21 protein-coding genes are annotated in these 21,804 nt (G+C 66.8%); 14 read left to right on the top strand and 7 right to left on the bottom strand.

Annotated features, from left to right (window positions below; translation table 11 throughout):
* The first annotated feature begins 93 nt into the window (after window positions 1–93).
* The 10 genes from lgt to pth all read left to right on the top strand — a co-directional run bounded on the left by lgt (window position 94) and on the right by pth (window position 9,993).
* Entirely contained in the window at window positions 94–1,002 is a 909-nt protein-coding gene (lgt, locus tag LH400_RS05520; RefSeq protein ID WP_229151677.1) for a prolipoprotein diacylglyceryl transferase, read from the top strand.
* Window positions 999–2,108: a class I SAM-dependent methyltransferase gene (locus tag LH400_RS05515; RefSeq protein ID WP_229151676.1), complete on the top strand. Its 1,110-nt coding sequence runs from the start codon at window positions 999–1,001 to the stop codon at window positions 2,106–2,108. The genes lgt and LH400_RS05515 overlap by 4 nt, the downstream gene beginning before the upstream one ends.
* A 46-nt stretch (window positions 2,109–2,154) precedes the next feature.
* Complete coding sequence (pgeF, locus tag LH400_RS05510; protein WP_229151728.1) at window positions 2,155–2,955, top strand: peptidoglycan editing factor PgeF; 801 nt, start codon at window positions 2,155–2,157, stop codon at window positions 2,953–2,955.
* A 3-nt stretch (window positions 2,956–2,958) separates the two neighbouring features.
* Window positions 2,959–4,110: a M24 family metallopeptidase gene (locus tag LH400_RS05505; RefSeq protein WP_229151727.1), complete on the top strand. Its 1,152-nt coding sequence runs from the start codon at window positions 2,959–2,961 to the stop codon at window positions 4,108–4,110.
* Between the two features lie 120 nt (window positions 4,111–4,230).
* The gene (locus LH400_RS05500) at window positions 4,231–5,061 is read left to right on the top strand and encodes a hypothetical protein (protein WP_229151675.1); all 831 of its coding nucleotides are present in this window, start codon (window positions 4,231–4,233) and stop codon (window positions 5,059–5,061) included.
* Between the two features lie 193 nt (window positions 5,062–5,254).
* Window positions 5,255–6,187 carry a ribose-phosphate pyrophosphokinase gene (locus LH400_RS05495; RefSeq protein WP_229151674.1) on the top strand — a complete coding sequence of 311 codons (933 nt, stop codon included), beginning with the start codon at window positions 5,255–5,257 and terminating at the stop codon, window positions 6,185–6,187.
* A 95-nt stretch (window positions 6,188–6,282) separates the two neighbouring features.
* Complete coding sequence (locus tag LH400_RS05490) at window positions 6,283–6,819, top strand: hypothetical protein (protein WP_229151673.1); 537 nt, start codon at window positions 6,283–6,285, stop codon at window positions 6,817–6,819.
* Between the two features lie 188 nt (window positions 6,820–7,007).
* A complete protein-coding gene (locus LH400_RS05485) occupies window positions 7,008–8,333 on the top strand; it encodes an autotransporter outer membrane beta-barrel domain-containing protein (RefSeq protein WP_229151672.1) in 1,326 nt (441 codons plus the stop codon).
* A gap of 197 nt (window positions 8,334–8,530) precedes the next feature.
* Window positions 8,531–9,175 carry a 50S ribosomal protein L25/general stress protein Ctc gene (locus tag LH400_RS05480; protein WP_229151671.1) on the top strand — a complete coding sequence of 215 codons (645 nt, stop codon included), beginning with the start codon at window positions 8,531–8,533 and terminating at the stop codon, window positions 9,173–9,175.
* A 65-nt stretch (window positions 9,176–9,240) separates the two neighbouring features.
* The gene (gene pth, locus LH400_RS05475; protein ID WP_229151670.1) at window positions 9,241–9,993 is read left to right on the top strand and encodes an aminoacyl-tRNA hydrolase; all 753 of its coding nucleotides are present in this window, start codon (window positions 9,241–9,243) and stop codon (window positions 9,991–9,993) included.
* 102 nt (window positions 9,994–10,095) lie between these two features.
* On the opposite strand, the gene LH400_RS05470 is transcribed toward pth, so the two are convergent.
* Window positions 10,096–10,509 carry a hypothetical protein gene (locus LH400_RS05470; protein ID WP_229151669.1) on the bottom strand — a complete coding sequence of 138 codons (414 nt, stop codon included), beginning with the start codon at window positions 10,507–10,509 and terminating at the stop codon, window positions 10,096–10,098.
* Window positions 10,510–10,826: 317 nt separating this feature from the next.
* On the opposite strand from LH400_RS05470, the gene ychF reads away from it, so the two are divergent.
* Window positions 10,827–11,930, top strand: coding sequence for a redox-regulated ATPase YchF (gene ychF / locus LH400_RS05465; protein ID WP_229151668.1), 1,104 nt, complete (start codon window positions 10,827–10,829; stop codon window positions 11,928–11,930).
* Between the two features lie 260 nt (window positions 11,931–12,190).
* On the opposite strand, the gene LH400_RS05460 is transcribed toward ychF, so the two are convergent.
* From LH400_RS05460 to LH400_RS05450, 3 genes are all read right to left on the bottom strand, one after another.
* Window positions 12,191–12,709 carry a DUF29 domain-containing protein gene (locus tag LH400_RS05460; protein WP_229151667.1) on the bottom strand — a complete coding sequence of 173 codons (519 nt, stop codon included), beginning with the start codon at window positions 12,707–12,709 and terminating at the stop codon, window positions 12,191–12,193.
* Window positions 12,710–12,945: 236 nt separating this feature from the next.
* A complete protein-coding gene (locus tag LH400_RS05455; RefSeq protein WP_229151666.1) occupies window positions 12,946–14,049 on the bottom strand; it encodes an enolase C-terminal domain-like protein in 1,104 nt (367 codons plus the stop codon).
* Window positions 14,050–14,060: 11 nt separating this feature from the next.
* The gene (locus LH400_RS05450) at window positions 14,061–15,827 is read right to left on the bottom strand and encodes a thiamine pyrophosphate-requiring protein (protein ID WP_229151665.1); all 1,767 of its coding nucleotides are present in this window, start codon (window positions 15,825–15,827) and stop codon (window positions 14,061–14,063) included.
* Window positions 15,828–16,227: 400 nt separating this feature from the next.
* On the opposite strand from LH400_RS05450, the gene LH400_RS05445 reads away from it, so the two are divergent.
* The 3 genes from LH400_RS05445 to LH400_RS05435 are packed head-to-tail and all read left to right on the top strand — an operon-like array spanning window position 16,228 to window position 19,551.
* Window positions 16,228–17,247, top strand: a complete 1,020-nt coding sequence (locus LH400_RS05445) for a hypothetical protein (protein ID WP_229151664.1) — start codon at window positions 16,228–16,230, stop codon at window positions 17,245–17,247.
* Complete coding sequence (locus tag LH400_RS05440) at window positions 17,234–17,899, top strand: gluconate 2-dehydrogenase subunit 3 family protein (protein WP_229151663.1); 666 nt, start codon at window positions 17,234–17,236, stop codon at window positions 17,897–17,899. Before LH400_RS05445 ends, LH400_RS05440 begins: the two co-directional genes overlap by 14 nt.
* Window positions 17,896–19,551, top strand: a complete 1,656-nt coding sequence (locus LH400_RS05435) for a GMC family oxidoreductase (RefSeq protein ID WP_229151662.1) — start codon at window positions 17,896–17,898, stop codon at window positions 19,549–19,551. Before LH400_RS05440 ends, LH400_RS05435 begins: the two co-directional genes overlap by 4 nt.
* A gap of 98 nt (window positions 19,552–19,649) precedes the next feature.
* Here LH400_RS05435 and LH400_RS05430 read toward each other — a convergent pair whose 3' ends face one another.
* From LH400_RS05430 to LH400_RS05420, 3 genes are read right to left on the bottom strand one after another with little or no spacing between them, the layout of a single operon-like run.
* On the bottom strand, window positions 19,650–19,862 hold the full coding sequence (locus LH400_RS05430; RefSeq protein WP_229151661.1) for a hypothetical protein: 213 nt from the start codon (window positions 19,860–19,862) through the stop codon (window positions 19,650–19,652).
* Window positions 19,843–20,139: a hypothetical protein gene (locus LH400_RS05425; RefSeq protein WP_229151660.1), complete on the bottom strand. Its 297-nt coding sequence runs from the start codon at window positions 20,137–20,139 to the stop codon at window positions 19,843–19,845. The genes LH400_RS05430 and LH400_RS05425 overlap by 20 nt, the downstream gene beginning before the upstream one ends.
* Window positions 20,140–20,148: 9 nt before the next feature.
* Window positions 20,149–21,681 carry an acyl-CoA carboxylase subunit beta gene (locus LH400_RS05420; RefSeq protein ID WP_229151659.1) on the bottom strand — a complete coding sequence of 511 codons (1,533 nt, stop codon included), beginning with the start codon at window positions 21,679–21,681 and terminating at the stop codon, window positions 20,149–20,151.
* Window positions 21,682–21,804: the final 123 nt, after the last annotated feature.

Genomic DNA, 21,804 nt, shown 5'->3' with positions numbered 1-21,804 from the left:
GACCCTGTTCGGCCATAAGGCCACTGTCCGGCCGCTCCTTTAGGCGGCTCGCTGGCCGCGGTCTTTCGACGTCAATCCAAACCCGGCGGACCCATGCTTTCTCTTCCGACACTCGGCGTGCTCGCCTATCCGCAGATCGATCCGGTCTTTCTCGACCTCGGCATCGTCCAGCTGCGCTGGTACGGTCTCGCCTATGTCGCAGGGATCCTGTGCGGCTGGTTGTACGGCCGTTACCTCGCCGGCAATCCCCGGCTCTGGCCGGGGGGCGTCTCGCCGATCACCAAGCTCGATATCGACGACTTCATCCTCTACGTCACCCTCGGCATCGTGCTCGGCGGGCGGCTCGGCTCGGTCTTCTTCTACGACTTCGCCCGCTATGCGGCCGATCCGCTCGCCGTGTTCCGGGTCTGGGAGGGCGGCATGTCCTTCCATGGCGGACTGATCGGCGTCACCGTCGCCATCCTGATCTTCTGCAGGGTCCGCAAGGTGCCGCTCTGGAGCCTCGTCGATGTCGTCTCGGCCGCGGTCCCCTTCGGCCTATTCTTCGGGCGGATCGCCAATTTCATCAATGGCGAGCTGTGGGGCGCGCCCTCGACCGTGCCCTGGGCGATGGTGTTTCCCGATGCCGGCCCGCTGCCGCGCCATCCCAGCCAGCTCTACGAGGCGGCGCTCGAGGGCATCCTGCTCTGGATCATCCTGAGAATCGCCACGCACGGCTTCAAGATGTTCAAGCGCCCGCGCTTCACCGGCGGCCTGTTCATCTTCTGCTATGGCTGCGCCCGCATCTTCGTGGAGTTCTTCCGCATGCCGGACGTCCAGCTCGGCTATCTCTATGGCGGCTGGCTGACCATGGGCATGGTCCTGTCCATCCCGATGCTGCTCGTCGGGATCTGGGCGATGGCGACGGCCAGGAAGACGAGCTACGCGCCGGTGGATGCGCCCCGGGATGCCGATGACGCCAGCGACCCGCGCAGTTCGAAGGCCGGCCCCGCCCGCCCGTGACGCCGCTTGCCGAAGCCATCGCCGCGACGATCCGGACGCAGGGGCCGATGCGGCTCGACCGCTTCTGGAACACCGCGCTGTTCGACCGGTCGCACGGCTACTATGCCACGCAGGATCCGTTCGGCCGCGGCGGCGACTTCATCACCGCGCCAGAGGTCAGCCAGATCTTCGGCGAGCTGATCGGCGCCTGGATGGCCTCGGCCTGGCAGCAGCTCGGGCATCCTTCCCCGTTCATCCTTGCCGAGATCGGCCCCGGCCGCGGCACTCTGATGGCCGACATCCTGCGCACGGTCCGCCGCGTCGCGCCGCCATGCCTCGCCGCGGCGCAGGTGCGGCTGGTGGAAGTGAGCGAGCACCTCGCCGCCCTGCAGGCGGCGGCGCTCGAACGCTTCGATCTGCCGATCAAGCGCGTGCGCCGGCTGGCCGAGATCGACCGGGGACCGCTGATCGTCGTCGCCAACGAGCTGTTCGACGCCCTCGCCATCCGCCAGTTCGTCTTCGATGGCACCGACTGGCGCGAACGGTGCGTGTCGGTGTCGGAGAGCGGACGCTTCGAGTTCGTATTATCCGGCGCCATTTCTCAGCTTCCCGATGCCGCCGGCCGGTACGCAGCGATGCCTGCCAAGGCCGGTGCGGTCCTCGAAGGCTCGCCGGAGCGCGAGGCGCTGGCCGGCGAACTCGCCGCGCGGATCGCGGCAGAGGGTGGTGCGGGCCTCTTCATCGACTACGGCCATGCGCTCCCCGGCTATGGCGACACGCTGCAGGCGGTGCATGGCCATGCCTTCGCCGATCCGCTCGACCGGCCGGGGGAGTGCGACATCACCAGCCATGTCGACTTCGCCATGCTGGCCGAGAGGTTCCGCGCCGCCGGCCTTGCGGTCTCGCCGGTGGTCGAGCAGGGCGAGTTTCTTCTGGAACTCGGGCTTTTGGAACGGGCCGGCACCCTCGGCGCTCCGCTCGACGAGGCCGGCCGGGCCGAGATTCGCCGCGCGGTCCAGCGTCTCGCCGGAACGGGCGAATCGGAGATGGGCCGCCTGTTCAAGGTCGTCTGCGCCGCCTCCCGCCCCATGACCCTGCCGCCCTTCGGCCTTGCCGCCGCGGGCTGACGGTCGATCGTTGACTTCCCCTGCCCCCTCCACCACCATCCGCGCCATGAACGAGAGATCCACCGCTCCCGCGCTCGGCGAGGCAGACGTCATTCGCGCCGATTCGCTTGCGAGCGAACGTCTTAGCCATGCTTTCTTCACCCGGCGGGGCGGGGTGTCGGGCGGTCTTTATGCCGGCCTCAATGTGGGGATCGGCTCCAGTGACGATCCGGCCGACGTGACCGAGAACCGGGCGCGCGCCATGGTCCATCTCGGCCTCGATCCGTCCGACCTCGTCACGCCCTGGCAGGTGCATTCCGCCGAGGCGATCGTCGTGGAGGCGCCGTTCGCCGGCGAGCGGCCGAAGGTCGACGGCATCGTCACCAACCGGCCCGGCCTCGGCCTCGGCGTCGTGACCGCCGATTGCGGGCCGGTCCTGTTCGCAGACGCCGCGCATGGCGTGATCGGAGCCGCCCATGCCGGTTGGCGCGGCGCGCTCGGCGGCGTCCTCCAGGCGACGGTGGCGGCCATGGAAGACGCCGGCGCCAGGCGCGAGAGCATCACCGCCGTTCTCGGCCCGACCATCACCCAGCCGAACTACCAGGTCGGCCTCGACATGATGCGGGAATTCGTCCGCGGCGACCCGCAGCGCGAGCGCTTCTTTGCGCCGGGGGAAACGCCCGATCGGCGACAGTTCGACCTGCCCGGTTTCATTCTGTCGGTTCTTTCGGCAACGGGCGTGTCGGCCGAATTCGTCGGGCACTGCACCTATGGCGATGCCGACGCCTTCTTCTCGTTCCGCCGCACCACCCATCGCGGCGAGCCCGATTACGGTCGCCAGCTTGCCGCGATCACCCTACGGGATTGACGCCTGATGCTGCATTTTTCGCGAGATGAATTCGAGACGCGGCACGGCCGGTTGATGGTCGAGATGGCCGAGCGAAAGCTCGACGCCCTGCTCGTCTTCGCGCAGGAGTCGATGTACTGGCTCACGGGCTACGATACCTTCGGCTTCTGCTTCTTCCAGTGCCTCGTCGTGACGGCCGACGGCCGGATGCGCCTTCTCACCCGCTCGGCCGATCTGAGGCAGGCGCGACACACGTCGATCCTCGAAGAGATCACGATCTGGCGTGATCGCGGCACCGCCGATCCGGTGATCGAACTGCGCGACATGCTCAACGACATGGACCTCCTCGGCGCCCGCATCGGCGTCGAGTGGCTGACCCACGGAATGACCGGCCAGGTCGGCCTGCAGGTTCAGGAACGACTCGGCTCCTTCGCCTCGCTGAAGGATGCCTCAACGCTGATCCCGATGCTGCGCGCGGTGAAGAGCCCGGCGGAGATCGAGATGGTGCGGGCCGCCTCCGATCTCGCCGACGGCGCATTCGAGGCTGCGCTGCCGCTGATCGGGCCGGGCACCGACGAGGCCGAGATCCTCGCCGCCATGCAGGGGCACGTCTTCCGCCACGGCGGCGACTATCCGGCGAACCCGTTCATCGTCGGCTCCGGCCGCGACGCGCTTCTGTGCCGCTACAAGTCCGGACGGCGCGTTCTCGATGCGCAGGACCAGCTGACCCTCGAATGGGCCGGCGTAAAGGCGCAGTACCATGCCTGCCTCATGCGCACCGTCATCATCGGTGAGCCGAGCGAACGTCACCATGAGCTCTACGCCGCCGCGCGCGAAGCGCTCGATGCTGTCGAAGGAGCGATGCGACCCGGCAACAGCTTCGGCGCCGTCTTCGACGCGCATGCCGCGGTGATGGAAGCGCACGACCTCGCCCGCCACCGACTGGCGGCCTGCGGCTATTCGCTCGGTGCCCGCTTCGCCCCATCCTGGATGGACACGCCGATGTTCCACGCAGGCAATGGCGAGATGATCATGCCGTCGATGACGCTGTTCGCCCACATGATCATCATGGACTCGGAGACCGGTACCGCGATGACTCTCGGCCGTACCTATCTGACGACCGAGGATGCACCAGAGCCTTTGTCGCGTCTGTCTTTGGATCTTGTCGTGGTCTGAGCGCCGCGGTTTTCGAAAACCTTCCTCATCTGAGGCGGATTTTAACGGATTTTTGCGACTGCCCGCAGAGCATCGTTCCAGCAACGATCGCCGGTAATCCCTGAAGGGAGGTCGCACCCCGTGTCCGCCAGTCTCGCCCGACGCCTGCCTCTGCTTGTTTTCTTCCTCGTGGCAGCCCTGTCGGGCTGCACGGGCTCCGACATGACGATCGGTATGGGCCCGAATGGCCCGGTTCCGCCGGCCGAGATCGGGGCGACCATGACGAGCGGCGCACCCGTCACCTCGGCCGCGGCGCTCGCGCCATCCCCTGCCCCGACCTATCAGAGCCTGCCGCCGGCCCCTGCATCCGCCGAACCGCAGCGGCTGCCGCCGCCGGCCATCGCCGGGGGCGGGCCACTTCTGGCACCGCCGAGCACGGCTTCGAGCGAACCCGTCACTGCCGCGGGACCGGCACAGGTCGCGGCATCGCCGGCCGCGCTCCCGCAGCGCCGGGAAGCGGAGGCGGCGCGTGTTGAGGCGCCCTCGCCGCAAGTCCCGGCTCAGGAGGCAAGGGTCGCGGCGGTCGAGCCGTCGGGCGGCCCGCAGCAGGGCGGCGAGATCCAGTTCCTGCCCGTCGTCGGTGCGCCCGAGCGCAAGGCCGAGCTTCTGGCGCGCGCCCTCGCCGAAGCGGCGCCGGCCGCAGGGCTGGAGATCCGGCCGGCGAACGGGCCGAAGTCGACGATGCGGCTGAAGGGCTATTTCTCGGCCTTCTCGGACGGCGGCAAGACGACTCTCATTTATGTCTGGGACGTGCTCGATCGTGAGGACAAGCGCGTCCACCGCATCCAGGGGCAAGAGCGCGTCGCCGGCACCGCCGACGATCCCTGGTCGCTGGTGAGCGCCGGAACGCTGAAGGACGTTGCTCGCCGCACCCTCAAGGAAGCCGCGGGCCTCGGCTTTTCGGCCGGCTGAGGCGCCGGCCGGACCATGCACCCGCGCAACCCTTGCACGGGATTCTTCGCGCCTGCGAAAATGGCCGGGTTGAAGTTTCGCCCGACGGTGATATTGACCCGGTCGATCGACAGCCCCGCCAGGAAATTTCCGGAAGGACATCGGCTTGCGGCAGGACATCCCGTCAGGAAAATCGCCGACCGGAAAGAAGGCCATGAAACTGTTCAGCGGCAACGCCAATCGCCAGCTCGCAGAATCCATCGGGCGGTATCTGGAATTGCCGCTCGGCCAGGCGATGGTCCGGCGTTTCGCCGACCAGGAGATCTTCGTCGAAATCCAGGAGAACGTACGCGGCGAGGATGTCTTCATCATCCAGTCGACGTCCTATCCGGCCAACGACCATCTGATGGAACTCCTGATCATGATCGACGCCATGCGGCGCGCCTCGGCGCGGCGCATCACGGCGGTGCTTCCCTATTTCGGATATGCCCGGCAGGACCGGAAGGCGGGCGGCCGCACGCCGATCTCGGCCAAGCTGGTCTCCAATCTGATCACCGAGGCCGGCGCCGACCGCGTCATGACGCTCGATCTCCACGCGGGGCAGATCCAGGGCTTCTTCGACATCCCGACCGACAATCTCTTCGCCGTCCCGCTGATCGCGCGCGACGTCAAGGAACATCAGGACCTGTCGAACCTGATGGTGGTCTCGCCCGATGTCGGCGGCGTGGTGCGCGCCCGTGCGCTCGCCAAGCGGCTCGATGCGCCGCTCGCCATCGTCGACAAGCGGCGCGACCGGCCGGGCGAGTCGGAGGTGATGAACATCATCGGCGACGTCACCGGCCGCAACTGCATCCTCATCGACGACATCATCGATTCGGGCGGCACGCTCTGCAACGCGGCCGACGCGCTGATGAAGGCCGGCGCGCTCAGCGCCTCCGCCTATATCACCCATGGCGTCCTGTCCGGCGGCGCGGTCTCGCGCATTGCCGCCTCGCGCCTGAAGGAACTGGTGATCACCGATTCGATCCAGCCGACCAAGGCGATCACCGCGACCGAGAACATCCGCGTGGTGACGACGGCGAACCTCCTCGGCGAAGCCATCGCCCGCACCGCCTCCGAAGAATCGGTCTCGAGCCTGTTCGACTGACGCCGGACGGGGCCATCCGGCCGGCCTCCACAAAAGACTGGAATCCCCGATAGCCTGGGCGTAACCTTTCGCTGCAACCGGCAGCGGAGGCGGCGATGCTTGACAGGCTCGGACGGATCACCTTTCGCCATGTCGTGGCGGCGAGCCTCGGTCTCGTCGCCCTGCTCTTCGCCATCGGCCTTGCGCTGCGCGAGGACCTCTCCGAGACGCCCTATCTGAAGATCGCCGGCTCCGGCTTCATCTTCAACTACCGCGTCGCCGACGCGACCTACGGCTTCACCGCCCTCGTGCAGAAGCCGGTGAAGAATTTCTCGATCATCGCGGCCGATTTCGAGAACCCCGCCGGGGGGCCGCCGCTCCATGTCGAACACCGGCTCTCTCCGCGCACCACGCGCTACGGCCTGCAGACCCCCCCGGTGCGCGGCATCGAGAAGGGCAAGCCGTACAAGGTGACGGTCCAGCTGATCCAGAACGGCGACGGCGCCGTGCTGTTCAAGGACAGTTTCACCGTCACCTCCAATCTCTCGGACGCCGTGCTGCCGCCCGAGCCGCTGACGATCGGACCCGGCTATACGCGCAATCCGAACCTGCCGGACGGGTGGACGTCGCCCGAGGCCGGGCACCTGCTCTGACGCCGGCAGGGCGCCGCACCTCTCATCGCCCCCGACAGTTTTGCCCTTCGGTCAGTTGGATGCGGACCTGCAACAGCAGGTAAATTCCCAACGATTCCTGCCACATAACGACTCGTGTTCAGATTCCGTTAGGGTTTAGGAAGGATTGATGTCGGCAGGAGGAGGACGATCGAACGCGGGAATGCGAGATGACGCCTCATTGTGACGAACTGATCGAGTGCCGCGACCGCATCGCCACCGGCCGCGTCAGACAGAAACCCTCGCAGGCCGGCGACGAGCGCCAGCGACTGCGGCGGCCGGCCCTGCGGGCCGTCCTGGCGAGCCTTGCAGTCGTGTCGCTTCTCGCGGGCTTCGGCAATGACGATGCCGCCTCGGCGGGCGGGCTGGCTGGCCTGCCGGCCCTCGCCACCAATTCCGATCTGGTCGGCAGCTTCGAAGGCCAGAACGACATCGCACGGCGGATGGCTGCCACACAGCGCAGCAATTTCGGCGATCGCCTCGGCGAGTTGCGCGGCGACACCTGCCAGCGTCTCAGCGTCGACCTGTCGCTCTCGCAGCAGCGCGACGGCGCCGACGCGTGGGACAGGCTGATCACCGACAAGGACTCAACGCCCGAGGGTGCCAATCCGCGGCTCCAGTCGAACGCCAGTGCGAAGGACAAGGCGCTGTGCGGCGGCTGGAACACCCATGCCTGGACCAATGGTCACATCACCCTCGGCTCGCTCCAGGCGGAAAAGCCGAGACTCGGCTTCGACTATGTCGCGAGCGGCATCAGCACCGGCCTCGACCTCAGGCAGAGCACGGATCTGTCGGTGGGTGTCGGCGTCGGCTTCGACACCGACAAGACCAAGATCGGCGAAGCCGGAACCCGCATCGGCGCCACCGGCGTCAGTGCGGCGATCTACGGCTCCTATCATCCGAAGTCGTCGCAGTTCGTGGAAGGGCTCGCGGGGCTCGGGGGCGTCGAGCTCGACAACAGCCGGGCGACGAGCGACGGCAGCGCGATCGCCAACGGCCACCGCATCGCAGGCGTGGCTTTCGGCCAGATCTCTGCCGGTCTGGAGGAGCGCGCCGGGGACGTGACGCTCCGGCCTTACGGGCGCCTGGCCGTCGATGCCATCCATCTGCGGCCCTACCAGGAAGCGTCCGCGAACGAGGCGGTCGCCATGCGCGCCCAGTCGCAGGTCGCGCTGCGCTCCTCGATCGGCGTGAAGGCCTCCCTCCTCGCCACAAGGATCGCGGACTGGCTGCGGCTTGCGCCCTGGGTGGAAATCGAGGCCGGACGCGACCAGACCCTGGCGAGCAGCAGCGCCCTGTCGCTCGTCGCAAACCCCGCGGCCAACCACCACCGACTTACCGATCCCGCAACAGGGAACCGCCGGCTGAGCATCGGCGTCGGCACCGATGTCGCGGTCTTCGACGGCATCGACGTCAAGCTCAGCTACCGCCGGACGCGGGAGACCAGCGCGGGCATCTCGCAGCAGTTCGAGGTGAGTTCCAGGCTGCCGTTCTGACCGGCGCCGCGCTTGGTGCCCCGCCGCTGCGGCCTTGTCCGCGGCGAAGGCTTGCGCTATAGCCCGGGCGTCCGCGCAGACACCCTTGGAGGCAGCGCGGAGTTGAGCGGTTCCCGCCGGTTTTGACTGCGCGGACCGCTTTTCGTCGTTCCGGGCATGGGGTCCGTACGACCACCTCGACGAAAAAGGAACAAGCCATGAGCCAGGCCTTCACGGTCAAAGCCGAGGCGCGCGACAAGGTCGGCAAGGGGGCCGCCAGACATCTGCGCCGCAGCGGGATGATTCCCGCCGTCATCTACGGCGACAACAAAGAACCCCTGTCGATCGCCCTGCCCTACAAGGAAACCTTCCTGGCGCTGCACGCTGGCGGTTTCATGACACATGTGGCGACGATCGAGCTGAACGGGGAAAAGATCCAGGTCCTGCCGAAGGACTACCAGCTCGAGCCGGTCCGCGACTTCCTCATGCATGTCGACTTCCTCCGCGTCTCGGAGAAGAGCCGCGTGACCCTGGAAGTGCCGGTGCATTTCGAGAACGAGGAAAAGTCTCCGGGCCTGAAGCGCGGCGGCGTCCTCAACGTCGTGCGCCACGAGGTCGAGGTCGAGTGCCCGGCCAACGCGATCCCCGAGGCCTTCACCATCGACCTCACCGGGATCGATATCGGCGACTCGATCCACGCTTCGGCGCTCACGCTGCCGGCAAACGTGTCGCTGACCATCACCGACCGCGACTTCACCATCGCGACCATCGCCGCGCCGGCTGCGCTGCGCTCGGAAGAGGGTGAGGCCGACGAGGCCGAGGTCGAGACCGCCCCGGCGAGCGACGCCGAGGACGAGGAGTAGGATCGACCGCCCGGCCCGCGCCGGGCGCTCGGACCTGACACGACAAGGACCATGGGAGCCGGGGAATGCTGCTGATCGTCGGATTGGGCAATCCCGGCTCCCGCTATGCCGGCAACCGGCACAATATCGGCTTCATGGCGGTCGACGAGATCGCCAGGGAGCATCGGTTCTCGCCCTGGTCGAAGAAGTTTTCGGCGGAAATCTGCGAGGGCCAGATCGGCACCGAAAAGGTGCTGCTGCTCAAGCCGCAGACCTTCATGAACGAATCCGGCCGCTCGGTAGGCGAGGCCGCGCGCTTCTACAAGCTGGAGCCGGACCGGATCGTCGTCATCCATGACGAGCTCGACCTGTCTCCCGGCAAGCTCAGGGTCAAGACCGGCGGCGGCCATGGCGGCCACAACGGCCTGAAGTCGATCGACGCCCATCTTGGCGCCAAGGACTATCGCCGCGTCCGCCTCGGCATCGGCCATCCCGGCTCCAAGGAAAGGGTCAATCCGCACGTCCTCGGCGACTTCGCCAAGGTCGACCGCGAATGGCTGGACCCATTCCTCGAGGCCATCGCCCGCAATATCGGTCCGCTGGCCGAGGGCGAGGACGCCCTGTTCATGAACAAGGTCAGCGTGGCGACCGGCGGCCGCGAGGAGCCGGCCGGGGCCAAGGGTTCGGCTTCGGCGAACTCCGGAGCCAAGCCGGCGCCGAAGCCCGCCAAGGGCCAGAGCCACATTCGCCAGGCGCGCGGCGCCGGACCGCAGATCAAGGTGCCCGAAAAGGGCCCGATGGCCGACATGCTGAAGCGGCTGTTCGGCGGCAAGGAATAGGTCGGGCGAGCGATCGTCACGACAGGGCGGCTCCTCTCCCGCCGGCAATGTGCCGAACTGTCGGCACGCACCGCGCAAAGCCGTCTTTGGCGCCGGTTCGCGCTACGGTGTCCTGATCGTCCAGTCCCGCGGCGGGGTCGAGCAGCACCACAAATCGTCCGGGCCGGTCAGCGTGGTCACCAGCGTGATCCCGCCCTTCTTGAAACGGACGTCCCGCGGGTTCTGGCCGTCGATGTCGGCCGATCCGTCGAAGCGGAAGGTGCCGCCCACCGCGCGGAACATCGCCGCTTCCAGGACGACGCCGTCGCCGGGCTTGTGAAAGTAGTAGAGCGCCAGCGCATCGGCCGCGCCGTCGCCGGAATAGTCGCCATAGAAGATGCAGGTCTGGCGCGGGTCACCCGTCTCCGACAGCCAGTGGTTCTTGACCACCTGCGCCGCCGGGCTCGTCGTATCCCCGCATACCGCAAGGGCAGGCGTACTGAGAATGAAAAGTGCGATGAACAGGAGAAAGCGCATGGGGCCCATCCTTCCTCGAACGGCTTCTTCGCGAGAAACCCGCAAGCACGATACCACAGGGCTGATGAAACGCGAACGGCGTTAGACTTAGCGCTGACGGGAGAGGGAAAGGCGCGGGCCTCGCGGGGACACGCTCCGCCACCGGACCGCCGGCACAGGAAGCTCGTTGTCGCCCGGTGCTTGCCTGTCTCTTCGATATCGGACTTGCGCACCGGCGGGACGAGCGCCGCTGTTGACCGCTCGCCCCGAAGCCGGCAAACAGCGCGTCATGATCGGCGCCTCGGGCGCACCACCAGAATTTCCGAAGGATGACCCCCATGGGTTTCAGATGCGGGATCGTCGGCCTGCCGAATGTCGGCAAGTCGACGCTGTTCAACGCCCTCACCAAGACGGCGGCGGCGGCCGCCGCCAATTACCCCTTCTGCACCATCGAGCCGAACACCGGCGACGTGCCTGTGCCCGATCCGCGGCTGAAGGACATCGCCAGGATCGCCAAGTCGGCCGCCATCCTGCCGACGCGCATCACCTTCGTCGACATCGCCGGCCTGGTGCGCGGTGCCTCCAAGGGCGAAGGGCTCGGCAACCAGTTCCTCGCCAATATCCGCGAGGTAGACGCGATCGTCCACGTGCTGCGCTGCTTCGAGGATGACGACATCGTCCATGTCGAGGGGCGGGTCGACCCGGTCGCCGACGCCGAGACGGTCGAGACCGAGCTGATGCTCTCGGATCTGGAAAGCCTCGAACGCCGCGTCGTCGCCACCCGCAAGAAGGCGACCGGCAAGGACAAGGAGGCGATCGCCGTCCTCCCCGTCATGGAAAAGGCGCTGGCGGTCCTCAACGAGGGCAAGCCGGTGCGTGTGCTCCTTTCCGGAATGGACGAGGAGGAAAAGCGGCTCCTGCGGGCGCTCAACCTTTTGACGTCCAAGCCCGTCCTCTATGTCTGCAACGTCGCCGAAGCCGACGCCTCCGGCGGCAACGCCCATTCGGCGGCCGTCGCCGCGATGGCGGAAAAGCAGGGCGCCAGCTCGGTGATCATCTCCGCCGCGATCGAGGCGGAGATCGCGCAGCTGCCGGAGGAGGAGGTCGGGGACTATCTCGAAGCCATGGGCCTGACCGAGCCCGGCCTCGACCGGCTGATCCGCGCCGGCTACGAACTGCTCGACCTCATCACCTATTTCACCGCCGGGCCGAAGGAGACCCGCGCCTGGACCATCGACAAGGGCACCAAGGCCCCTCAGGCGGCGGGCGTGATCCACACCGACTTCGAGAAGGGCTTCATCCGCGCCCAGACCATCGGCTACGACGACTACGTCTCCCTCGGCGGCGAAACCGGCGCCAAGGAAGCAGGCAAGTCCCGCGACGAGGGCAAGGAATATGTCGTCGTCGACGGCGACGTGATGAACTTCAAGTTCAACGTCTAATCTTCCAGTGAAAGCCGAACCGGCTTTCACGTCCCGACAATGCGAAAAACAGGGCTCTAGAACATCTCCGGTGAACCCATGTTCGCCGGACATGTTCTAGTGATACGGGCACGGCTTGCGGCCGGAGTCGACAGGTCGTGTGGAAGCCGCAACTGCCACCGGAGCATCATGACCGTTGCGAGCGTTCTGCCGCGTAGCCGGGCACCACGTCAGCTTGCGGGGCGAAATCCCTCGGGCACCAGACGAGAGCTTTAGCGACGTTAAGCGGGGCCATGGTCGAGGTCGTGCGGCCGGGCGGAGCCTGCAACAGCGGCAGCGGCCTCCCGTGGGCTGAAACCTGTGTCGAGGAGTTGATCTAGCGTCAGAGGACACTCATCGGGCAAGGGCGGAACCGAAATGCCGTACTCCGCCAATGAGTCGGACGCGTTTCTCTTGGCCACCTTCCATATTTTCGACAGGTCCAGCCGCTGACCGAGTCCAGGTGAATAAGCGAGAACGGCGTCACCCTGGAATCCGGACGCTTCTCCGACCCAATGGGCAACGGACGGCGCCTTGGGATCGAAGGCGAACTTGACGAGGTGTACAAGCGTTTGACGAAGCAGGCTCGAGATTTCCTTGATCTCGGCACGCCCCATGTCCTCGATCTCCTCAGCCAGGTTATCGATATCGAGAAGATTGGAACTGCGCGGCAACCCACGCAGCAAGGCAGCCTGATCCTGCGTCCAGCGATAAAAATCGGCGTCGTGCTGCTGCGACGGGGTCATGACAACCTCATTCATTCCGCTCCCCCTCTGCAAGTTACTAGATTAAGACAAGTCCGCAGCTCACGAAAGGGACGTCGGGGAGGTGCTGGCTTGCGGCACCATGCCCGGGCCGGTATGCGGCACTTCAAGGGTACCCTCGCTTCGACAAGAATGTGCGGTACACGAGAACGCAATCGTCATCGCGGCATCGGGCTCGATGCCGCCCCCAGCGCAGCCTCTGCCACGTTTCCAAGAAGAGGCTGGTGCGTCGCCTAAATCTCGAACTGAGCCGCCTCCGCCTCCTTCAACACCAGCCCCAGTCCCGGCCGGCCGTTGGTGCCGACCGCGCCCTTCTCCGGCACGGGTGCGCCGTCGAAGAGCCTGTGCTCGATCCGCACATGGTCGTGGAACCACTCCATGTGCACGGCAGCGGGCGCGCAGAGGCAGGTGTGGAGGTGCAGCGCCGGCGCGCAATGGGACGACATCGTCACCTGATGCGCCTCGGCGAGCGCCGCCGCCTTCATGAAGCCGGTGAGGCCCATGCAGCGGGTGGCGTCCGCCTGAATCACGTCCACCGTCTGCGCCTCGAGAAGGTCGCGGAAGGTCCAGAGCGTGAAAGCGTATTCGCCGGTGGTGATCGCCATGCCGGCGGGCGCGCGATCGCGCATCAGCCGGAGCCCCTTCAGATCGTTCGACGACACCGGCTCCTCGAACCAGGTGACGCTGTAGCCAAGCGCCGCCTCCTCCGCGAAGGCCAGCGCCTGCTTTTCGCTCAGCGCTCCGTTGGCGTCGACGAAGAGCTCGACGTCCCGGCCGATCGCCTGCCGCGCGACCGTCATGCGGTGCGGATCGGCATCCGGGTCGCGGCCGACCTTCATCTTGACCGCGAACAGGCCCTCCTCCGCCCAGCCGCCGAGCTGCGAGGCGAGTTGTTCGTCGTCATAGGAGGTGAAGCCGCCGGAGCCGTAGATGGGGATCGTCTGCCGCACCTTGCCGATCAGGTCGGCGACGGGGACCCTGAGAAGCTTGCCCTTGAGGTCCCAGAGCGCGTTGTCGACGGCCGAGATCGCCACCGCCGCGATCCCGGACTGGCCGAGATTGCGCACCGCCGACAGCATCGCCATCCAGCTGCCATTTATGTCGAGCGCGTTGCGGCCCGAGACGACTCCGGCGAGCTTGTCGGCGATCAGCACCGCCGCCGCCTGATGGGCATAGGTGTAGCCGATGCCCATCTCACCGCCCGCCTCGATCGTGACGAGCACGAGCGTGGTCGAATCCCATTCGAGCGTGCCATCGGATTCCGGCGCGTCGGTCGGGATCTTGAAGGCCCGCGCCCCGATCTTTGCGATCGGGGCGCGGCTGTCTTGGATAGTCACGCCGGCCTCCTTTAAGAGAAGACCCGCTTGAAGGTCTGCTTGATGATCCCGGCCTCGTTCGGATCGCCGGACAGGAGCGCCTCGGTGTAGGATTCCGCCTGCGAGAAGGTGATGTGCGGCGGCAGTGTCGGCACGTCCGGATCGACGATGGCATCGATTACGCAAGGCCGGTCGGAGCGCAGCGCCTCGTCCCAGGCCGGGCTGATCTGCTCCGGCTTGTCCACCGTGATGCCCTTGAGGCCGAGCATCTCGGCATACTGCGCGAAGGCGAATTTCGGCACGTCCTGTGTCTTCGGAACCTTCGGTGAGTTAGCCATCGCCCTCAGTTCCCAGCTCACCTGATTGAGGTCCCGGTTAGAGAGGACACAGACGATCAGCCGGGGATCGAGCCATTCCTTCCAGTATTTGGACACGGTGATGAGGTCGGTGATCCCCAGCATCTGCATCGCGCCGTCGCCGACAAAGGCGATCGGGACCCGGCTCGGGAAAGCGAACTTCGCCGCCACCGCATATGGCAGGCCCGGGCACATCGTCGCGAGCGTGCCCGAGAGCGAGGCCTGCATGCCCGGCCGGATCTTCAGCGCGCGCGCGAACCAGTTGGCCGAGGAGCCGGAATCGGCGGTGATGATGGCGTTGTCCGGCAGCTTCGGCGAGAGTTCCCAGAAGACCCGCTCCGGGTTGACGGGCTTGGCCTCCTTCATGGCCCGCTCGCCCTCCTCGCGCCACCAGCGCGAGACGCGGCTCTCGATCTCGCCGCGCCAGGAGCGGTCCTCCTTGCGCTTCAGGAGCGGGATCAGCGCCTTGAGGGTCAGCTTGGCATCGCCGGCGAGCGCGACGTCCATCGGATAGCGGATTGACAGCATGGTCGGGTCGAGGTCGATCTGCACGCCCTTGGCCTTGCCGATCTTCGGCAGGAATTCCGAGTAGGGAAAGCGCGAGCCGATCATCAGCAGCGTATCGCAATGCTGCATCATCCAGTCGGACGGCTCGGTGCCGAGGAGACCGATCGAACCGGTGACGAAGGGCAGATCGTCCGGCAGTGCCGCCTTGCCGAGCAGCGCCTTGGCAACGCCCGCGCCGAGGAGGTTCGCGACCTCGGTCACCTCGTCGGCAGCACCGATCGCGCCGGCACCGATCAGGATGCCGACTTTCTTGCCCTCGTTGAGGAGCTTCGCCGCCTCGCGCAGCGACGCCTCGTCCGGCATGACCTCCCATTTGTTGTAGGCGTCGCTGGTATGGACGGTGCCATGCGCCTGCGGCGCCTCATCGACGGCCTTCGCCTCCTGCACATCGTTCGGGAAGACGAGAGCCGTGACGTTGCGCCGAGCCTTGGCGATGCGGAAGGCACGGTCGATCAGGTGCCGCGTCATCGCCGGGGACATGCAGGTCTGGACGTAGTCGCTGGCGACATCCTTGAAAAGGGTCTGCAGGTCGACCTCCTGCTGGTAGTTGCCGCCGATCGCCGAGCGCGACTGCTGACCCATGATCGCGACGACCGGCTGGTGGTCGAGCTTGGCGTCGTAGAGGCCGTTCAGGAGATGAATCGCGCCGGGGCCGGATGTCGCCATGCAGACGCCGACCTCGCCGGTGAACTTGGCATGCGCGCAGGCCATGAAGGCGGCGCTCTCCTCGTGGCGCACCTGGACGAATTCGATATCGTCATTGCGGCCGAGCGCGGCGACGAGACCGCCGATCCCGTCACCGGGAAAGCCGAAAATGCGCGATACGCCCCATCCGCGCAGCCGCTCCAGAATGAAATCACCGACAGTCTTGGCCATGGAAAGCTCCCTTCAGCTTTGGCCGCGCGAGGCGGATCGCAGAGGGAAGGGAACGCGCGATGTTCCGGTCTGGCGTCATGCGATCGCTGAGCCCGCGGGCGTTCAGGATGTCTCGCTCTCGCAATCGTCATGAGGCGTGATCGTTCCGGGCGCCTGAGCCGGAAACGGTTAGGCGCCTGCCGGTCGTCCCCTCGCCCACGGCAGTCTCGTCGGCGGCCGGATCGCCTGCACATCAGGCGCCCGGGCTGCCGGGCGCAGGTCCGTTGCGGCGCGCGATCGTTGTTGCGTCTAACCGATATTTAACATTCGTCTCCCGAACCGCTCACACGTTCGTGCATTGGCTTTCCGGTGACGGTGGATCCTCGGAACCTCCGTCCGGAACGGAAGGAGCTTCGCGAACGTGTCCTTGTTCAGAGCCGAAACCCGGGAGCCGCGACGCGGCCGCGCCTGGTCGCACGATGCCCGACCGGCTCCCTCCGGCGACCAGCCCAACATGAAGAGCGGGACGCTTCTCGCCGTGACCGGCGCAGGTCTCCTTGCCGCCGGTCTCGCCGGGACGGCACTTGCGAGCCGCGGCGGACGCCGGCCGGGACGCGCGGCGCAGCTCGCGGCCTATGGCTCGGCACTCCTCGCCGCGAGCGTTCTCGCCGACAGCGCGATGGAGCACTATCGCGGCAATTTCCGCCGCAAAGAGATGTTCATCGCGCCGATCGTCGCGGCGGGAACGGTCGCGACGGCGTTGGCGACCGCCTTCACCAGCCGCGCCGGCACCTACAAGAGCGCGCTGTTCGGCGGCACGATCGTCACCGGCCTGTTCGGCTTCAGCTTCCACATCAGGAACATCCTGTCGCGAGCCGGCGGCCTCTCCTGGAACAATCTGTTCTATCGCGCACCCTTCGGCGCGCCGGGAGCCCTGGCGCTGGCCGGCGCCGCCGGCGTCGGCGCCGTGGCGGCCGAGCGGGCGGAGTGGCGCGAGCGCTTCGGCCAGGTGGGTCATGGCCGGCGCGCCGGACGCGGCCTCGGCCTCTTCACCGCCGCCGGCCTGTTCGGGCTGACCAGCGAGGTCGGCCTCCTCCACTTTCGCGGCGCCTATCATGACAAGCTGATGTATGCGCCGGTGCTCGCCCTGCCGCTGACCGGCGTTGCCATGCTGGCGGCGACCGTCGACCCCGTTCCGTACAAGCGACGGCTCGCCCGCACGACGCTGGAGACCACCGCCGCGCTCGGCCTCATCGGCACCGGCCTGCACGCCTATGGCGTCAGCCGCAACATGGGCGGCTTCCATAATTGGACGCAGAACCTCTTCCAGGGCCCGCCGATCGCCGCGCCGCCGAGCCTAGCCGGTCTCGCCCTGATGGGCTTCTCCGCCCTCCATCTCCTCGACCGGCATGGGAGGCATCCGTCCGATGGCCGAGACTGACCGCGAACACGGGGCCTCCCCCTTCCGGACACCCTATCCGGACTATCGGGTGCTCGAGAAATGGGCCTCCCCCTCCTTCAACGAGCAGACGCGCCGCGTCGTGGCGGACCGTCTTGAGAACGTGCCCGAACGCCGCTTCTTCGACGAGGAGACTTACGCACTCCTGCGCAGCGTCATCGACTGCATCCTGCCGCAGCCGGAGCGAAGCGACGACGAGCGGATCCCGGTGGAGGCGTGGATCGACGCGCAGCTCGAAGCCGGCAAGAGCAACGGCACGCGCTATGCCGGAACGCCGACGCAGCGGGAAGCCTTTCGCCGCGGTCTTGCCGGCATCGACCACGAGGCGCGCCACCGCCACGGCAAGGGCTTCCGCGACCTCTCCCGTCAAGAGCAGCACGCGCTGCTGAAATGCGTCGACGAGGGCGATGTCGACGGCTCGGCCTGGAAAGGCCTCGAGCCGAAGCGCTTCTTCCGGTCGATCCTCCTGAAGGAGGCGGTGAAGATCTACTACGCCCATCCGGCCGCATGGAACGAGATGGGTTTCGGCGGCCCTGCCGCGCCCCGCGGCTATCTCCGGCTCGGCCCGGACGATCGCGATCCGTGGGAGGCGCGCGAAGACAGGGCGCCGCAGAAGGTGAGAGGACTGCCATGAGCACCGTCGTTTCCGACGCACAGGAGAAGATCCGCGCGACCAGAGGCCGTGCGCCCAACGTCTTCCGGTACGGCGAATGGGTGCCGATGAAGGAGTATCCGGAGAACGAACCGGTCGATTTCGCGATCGTCGGAACGGGGTGCGGCGGCAGCGTCCTGGCCGCACAGCTGGCCGAAGCCGGCTATTCCGTCGTCGCCTTCGACGCCGGCGCATTCTACCGCCCGCTCGAGGACTTCGCCTCCGACGAGCGCGAGCAGGAAAAGCTCTACTGGCTGGAGGAGCGCATCTCCGGCGGCGAGCACCCGATCGAGCTCGGCTCGAACAATTCCGGTCAGGCCGTCGGCGGATCGACCGTCCACTTCCAGATGGTGGCGCTGCGCTTCCGCCCGGAATGGTTCAAGTCGCGCTCCAACTTCGGCTATGGCCATGACTGGCCGGTCGACTGGCGCGAGATGTGGCACTACTACGCCAAGGCCGAGGACGCGATGAAGATCGCCGGCCCGATCCGCTATCCCTGGGGCCCGAAGCGCGGCCGCTACCCCTACCGGGAACACGAACTCTCGGCCTCCGCCCTGGTCCTCGCCCGCGGGGCCGAGGCGATGGGCGTGAAATGGTGCGCGACACCGACGGCCTCCCTTTCCGCGCCGCGCGGCGAGGCACCCCCTTGCGTCTATCGCGGCTTCTGCAAGATCGGATGCGCCACCAATGCCAAGCAGTCCATGCTCGTCACCTATGTGCCGAAGGCGCTGAAGAAGGGCGCCGAGATCCGCGACCTCGCAATGGTCGGCAAGATCGAGACGGGACCGGACGGGCGCGCGACCGGCGTCCATTACCACCGCCAGGGCGAGTGGCGCTTCCAGAAGGCCAAGAACGTCGTCGTCTCCGGCTATTCCATCGAGACGCCGCGCCTCCTCCTCAATTCCGCCTCGCCGCAGCATCCGGACGGTCTCGCCAATTCCTCCGGCCAGGTCGGCAAGAACCTGATGGTCCATCTCAACGACGCCGTCTGGGGGATCATGGAGGAGGAGATCCGCTGGTACAAAGGCCCGCCCTCCCTCGCCGTCTGCGAACACTGGAACTACGAGGACGAGGGCAAGGACTTCTTCGGCGGCTATTCCTTCATGAGCCAGGGGCCGCTGCCGACCGACTTCGCCACCTCGCTCGTCTCCAACGAAGGCGTCTTCGGCCACGAGCTTCGCAAGTGGATGAGCCACTACAACCACATGGCCGGCCTGAAGATGGTCGGTGAAACCATGCCGCAGGAGGAAAATCGCGTCGAACTGTCGGACGAGACCAACGAGATCGGGCTGCCGATCCCGAAGGTCACCTTCTCCTACTGCGACAACGACAAGAAGATGGCCAACCATGCCCGGGAATTCCAGGGCGAGATGCTGCGCGCGGCAGGGGCGAAGAGCCTCTACAACACCTCCAGCACCGCGCATCTGATGGGCGGCTGCCGCATGGGCGACGATCCCGGGTCGAGCGTGGTCAATGCCGCCGGCCGCTCCTGGGACATCGACAACCTCTTCGTCTGCGACGGCTCGCTGTTCCCGACCGCCGGGGGAGTGAATCCCTCAATGACCATCGTCGCGAACTCGCTGCGGATCGCCGACCGGATCATTGAGATGGGCAAGAGGGGCGAACTGCACTGAGCGAGGAGGACGACGGCTCCGGCAGACGGCCCGCGTATAGATGGCGGCGGAGGAGCAGGCCCAGCCGCCATCGGCCACAGCTTGGCTGTTGGCCGCCCCTATTCCGCGGCTTCGCGGCCCTCGGTCTTGAGGACGGACGCGACGCAATCCCTCCAATCATCGAGCGCCGCCGGATCGCCCGGGATGCCGTCGTCGAAGAGCTGCAGATCGCTGAGAAGGGCTCCGACGTCGTCCGAGCCTGTCCGCTCCCAATGGCGCTTCAGGAACTCGAACATCGCCCGGTAGGCTTGCTCATTCGTCAGTTCGGCCATGGCTTGGCTCCTCGGCTGACAATCCTGTTAGCGGATTGAAAACGCGGTGCCTCTCGTTGACACCACCATTTCGAATATAGCCGTTCCGCACCAGAACCCAAACCTGCTGAGTCCCGACCACACGCGCGTACCACTCGGACCCGAACTGGTCGGAGCCGAGCAGGAAGCGTTCATCGACGGTGTCGATCAGCAGTCGGCGATTAACTGGCGTATCCGACAGATGCCCGGACGCGCGCCGGAAGATATGCGCTGCGCTGACCGGATCGAACGCAGCCATCGGGACAGCTCACAACGGGATGTTGTCGTGCTTCTTCCAGGGGTTGTCGAGGTCCTTGTTGCGCAGCATGGCCAGCGCCCGCGCAATGCGACGGCGGGTCGAATGCGGCATGATCACCTCGTCGACATAGCCGCGCTCGGCGGCGACGAAGGGGGAGAGGAACCGCTCCTCATAGGCCCTGGTGTGGGCGGCGAGCTTGTCCGGATCGCCGGCATCCTTGCGGTGGATGATCTCGGCCGCGCCCTTGGCGCCCATCACCGCGATCTGCGCCGTCGGCCAGGCATAGTTGATGTCGCCGCGGAGGTGCTTCGAGGCCATCACGTCATAGGCGCCGCCGAAGGCCTTGCGGGTGATCAGCGTGACCTTGGGCACGGTCGCCTCGGCATAGGCGAAGAGGAGTTTGGCGCCGTGCTTGATCAGGCCGCCCTGCTCCTGCGCGGTGCCCGGCAGGAAGCCCGGGACGTCGACGAAGGTGACGACGGGAACCCCGAAGCAGTCGCAGAAGCGCACGAAGCGGGCCGCCTTGCGGGAGGCGTCGGAATCGAGGACGCCCGCCAGCACCATCGGCTGGTTCGCGACGATGCCGACGGTGCGCCCCTCGATCCGGCCGAAGCCGGTGACGAGGTTCTTCGCGAAACTCTCCTGAATCTCGAAGAAGTCGGCCTCGTCGACAGTCTTCCGGATCAGTTCCTTCATGTCGTAGGGCTTGTTGGCGTTGTCCGGCACCAGCGTGTCGAGCGAGGGATCCTCCTCGGTGACCGACTGCGTGTAGTCGAGTTCGGGCACGGGCGAGGTGTTGGAGGCCGGCAGGAAGTCGATCAGCCGGCGCATCTGCAGGAGCGCGTCGACGTCGTTGTCATAGGCGCCGTCGGCAATCGAGGACTTGACCGTGTGGACGGAGGCGCCGCCGAGTTCCTCGGCCGTCACCGTCTCGTTGGTCACGGTCTTCACCACGTCCGGCCCGGTAACGAACATGTAGGACGTGTCGCGGACCATGAAGATGAAGTCGGTCATCGCCGGCGAATAGACGTCACCGCCGGCGCAGGGGCCCATGATCACCGAGATCTGCGGGATGACGCCGGAGGCGAGCACATTGCGCTGGAAGATCTCGGCATAGCCGCCGAGCGCGGCGACGCCCTCCTGGATGCGTGCGCCGCCGGCATCGTAGAAGCCGATGATCGGCGCGCGGTTGCGCAGCGCGAGGTCCTGGACCTTCTGCACCTTCTCGGCATGGGCCTCGGAGAGCGAGCCGCCGAAGACGGTGAAGTCCTTGGCGAAGACGAAGACCGTGCGCCCGTTGACGGTGCCCCAGCCGGTGACGACGCCGTCGCCCGGAACATGGCTGTCCGCCATGCCGAAATCCGTCCCCCGATGCTGGACGAACATGTCGAACTCCTCGAAGGAGCCCTGGTCGAGGAAGACCGCGAGGCGCTCGCGCGCGGTCAGCTTGCCCTTGGCGTGCTGGGCCTCGATGCGCTTCTGGCCGCCGCCGGCCCGCGCCCGCTCCCGCCGCCCTTCCAGTTCCGCCAGCATGTCGCGCATAGATCCATCCTCCACCTGCCTGGCCGTCCCGGCCACCTCGACGCGCCGCACTTTGCCGTCCAGCGCGTGCCGGAGGCAAGAGCAGGGACGGCCGGCGAAGCTTCACCGGCCGGCTGCAGCAGC

Origin of the sequence: Jiella soli, from assembly GCF_020615385.1 — a bacterium.
Classification (GTDB): domain Bacteria; phylum Pseudomonadota; class Alphaproteobacteria; order Rhizobiales; family Rhizobiaceae; genus VKMB-3413.
Note: the sequence above shows the minus strand (reverse complement) of the source record. Positions and strands in the feature narration are given on the sequence as shown.

Coding starts and splice junctions, on each gene's coding strand:
- LH400_RS05420 (WP_229151659.1), bottom strand. CDS start 21,681: ATGCGCGACATGCTGGCGGAACTGGAAGGGCGGCGGGAGCGGGCGCGG.
- LH400_RS05460 (WP_229151667.1), bottom strand. CDS start 12,709: ATGAATGAGGTTGTCATGACCCCGTCGCAGCAGCACGACGCCGATTTT.
- LH400_RS05495 (WP_229151674.1), top strand. CDS start 5,255: ATGAAACTGTTCAGCGGCAACGCCAATCGCCAGCTCGCAGAATCCATC.
- LH400_RS05440 (WP_229151663.1), top strand. CDS start 17,234: ATGGCCGAGACTGACCGCGAACACGGGGCCTCCCCCTTCCGGACACCC.
- pth (WP_229151670.1), top strand. CDS start 9,241: ATGCTGCTGATCGTCGGATTGGGCAATCCCGGCTCCCGCTATGCCGGC.
- LH400_RS05480 (WP_229151671.1), top strand. CDS start 8,531: ATGAGCCAGGCCTTCACGGTCAAAGCCGAGGCGCGCGACAAGGTCGGC.
- LH400_RS05470 (WP_229151669.1), bottom strand. CDS start 10,509: ATGCGCTTTCTCCTGTTCATCGCACTTTTCATTCTCAGTACGCCTGCC.
- LH400_RS05430 (WP_229151661.1), bottom strand. CDS start 19,862: ATGGCCGAACTGACGAATGAGCAAGCCTACCGGGCGATGTTCGAGTTC.
- LH400_RS05425 (WP_229151660.1), bottom strand. CDS start 20,139: ATGGCTGCGTTCGATCCGGTCAGCGCAGCGCATATCTTCCGGCGCGCG.
- LH400_RS05450 (WP_229151665.1), bottom strand. CDS start 15,827: ATGGCCAAGACTGTCGGTGATTTCATTCTGGAGCGGCTGCGCGGATGG.
- lgt (WP_229151677.1), top strand. CDS start 94: ATGCTTTCTCTTCCGACACTCGGCGTGCTCGCCTATCCGCAGATCGAT.
- LH400_RS05485 (WP_229151672.1), top strand. CDS start 7,008: ATGACGCCTCATTGTGACGAACTGATCGAGTGCCGCGACCGCATCGCC.
- LH400_RS05435 (WP_229151662.1), top strand. CDS start 17,896: ATGAGCACCGTCGTTTCCGACGCACAGGAGAAGATCCGCGCGACCAGA.
- ychF (WP_229151668.1), top strand. CDS start 10,827: ATGGGTTTCAGATGCGGGATCGTCGGCCTGCCGAATGTCGGCAAGTCG.
- pgeF (WP_229151728.1), top strand. CDS start 2,155: ATGAACGAGAGATCCACCGCTCCCGCGCTCGGCGAGGCAGACGTCATT.
- LH400_RS05490 (WP_229151673.1), top strand. CDS start 6,283: ATGCTTGACAGGCTCGGACGGATCACCTTTCGCCATGTCGTGGCGGCG.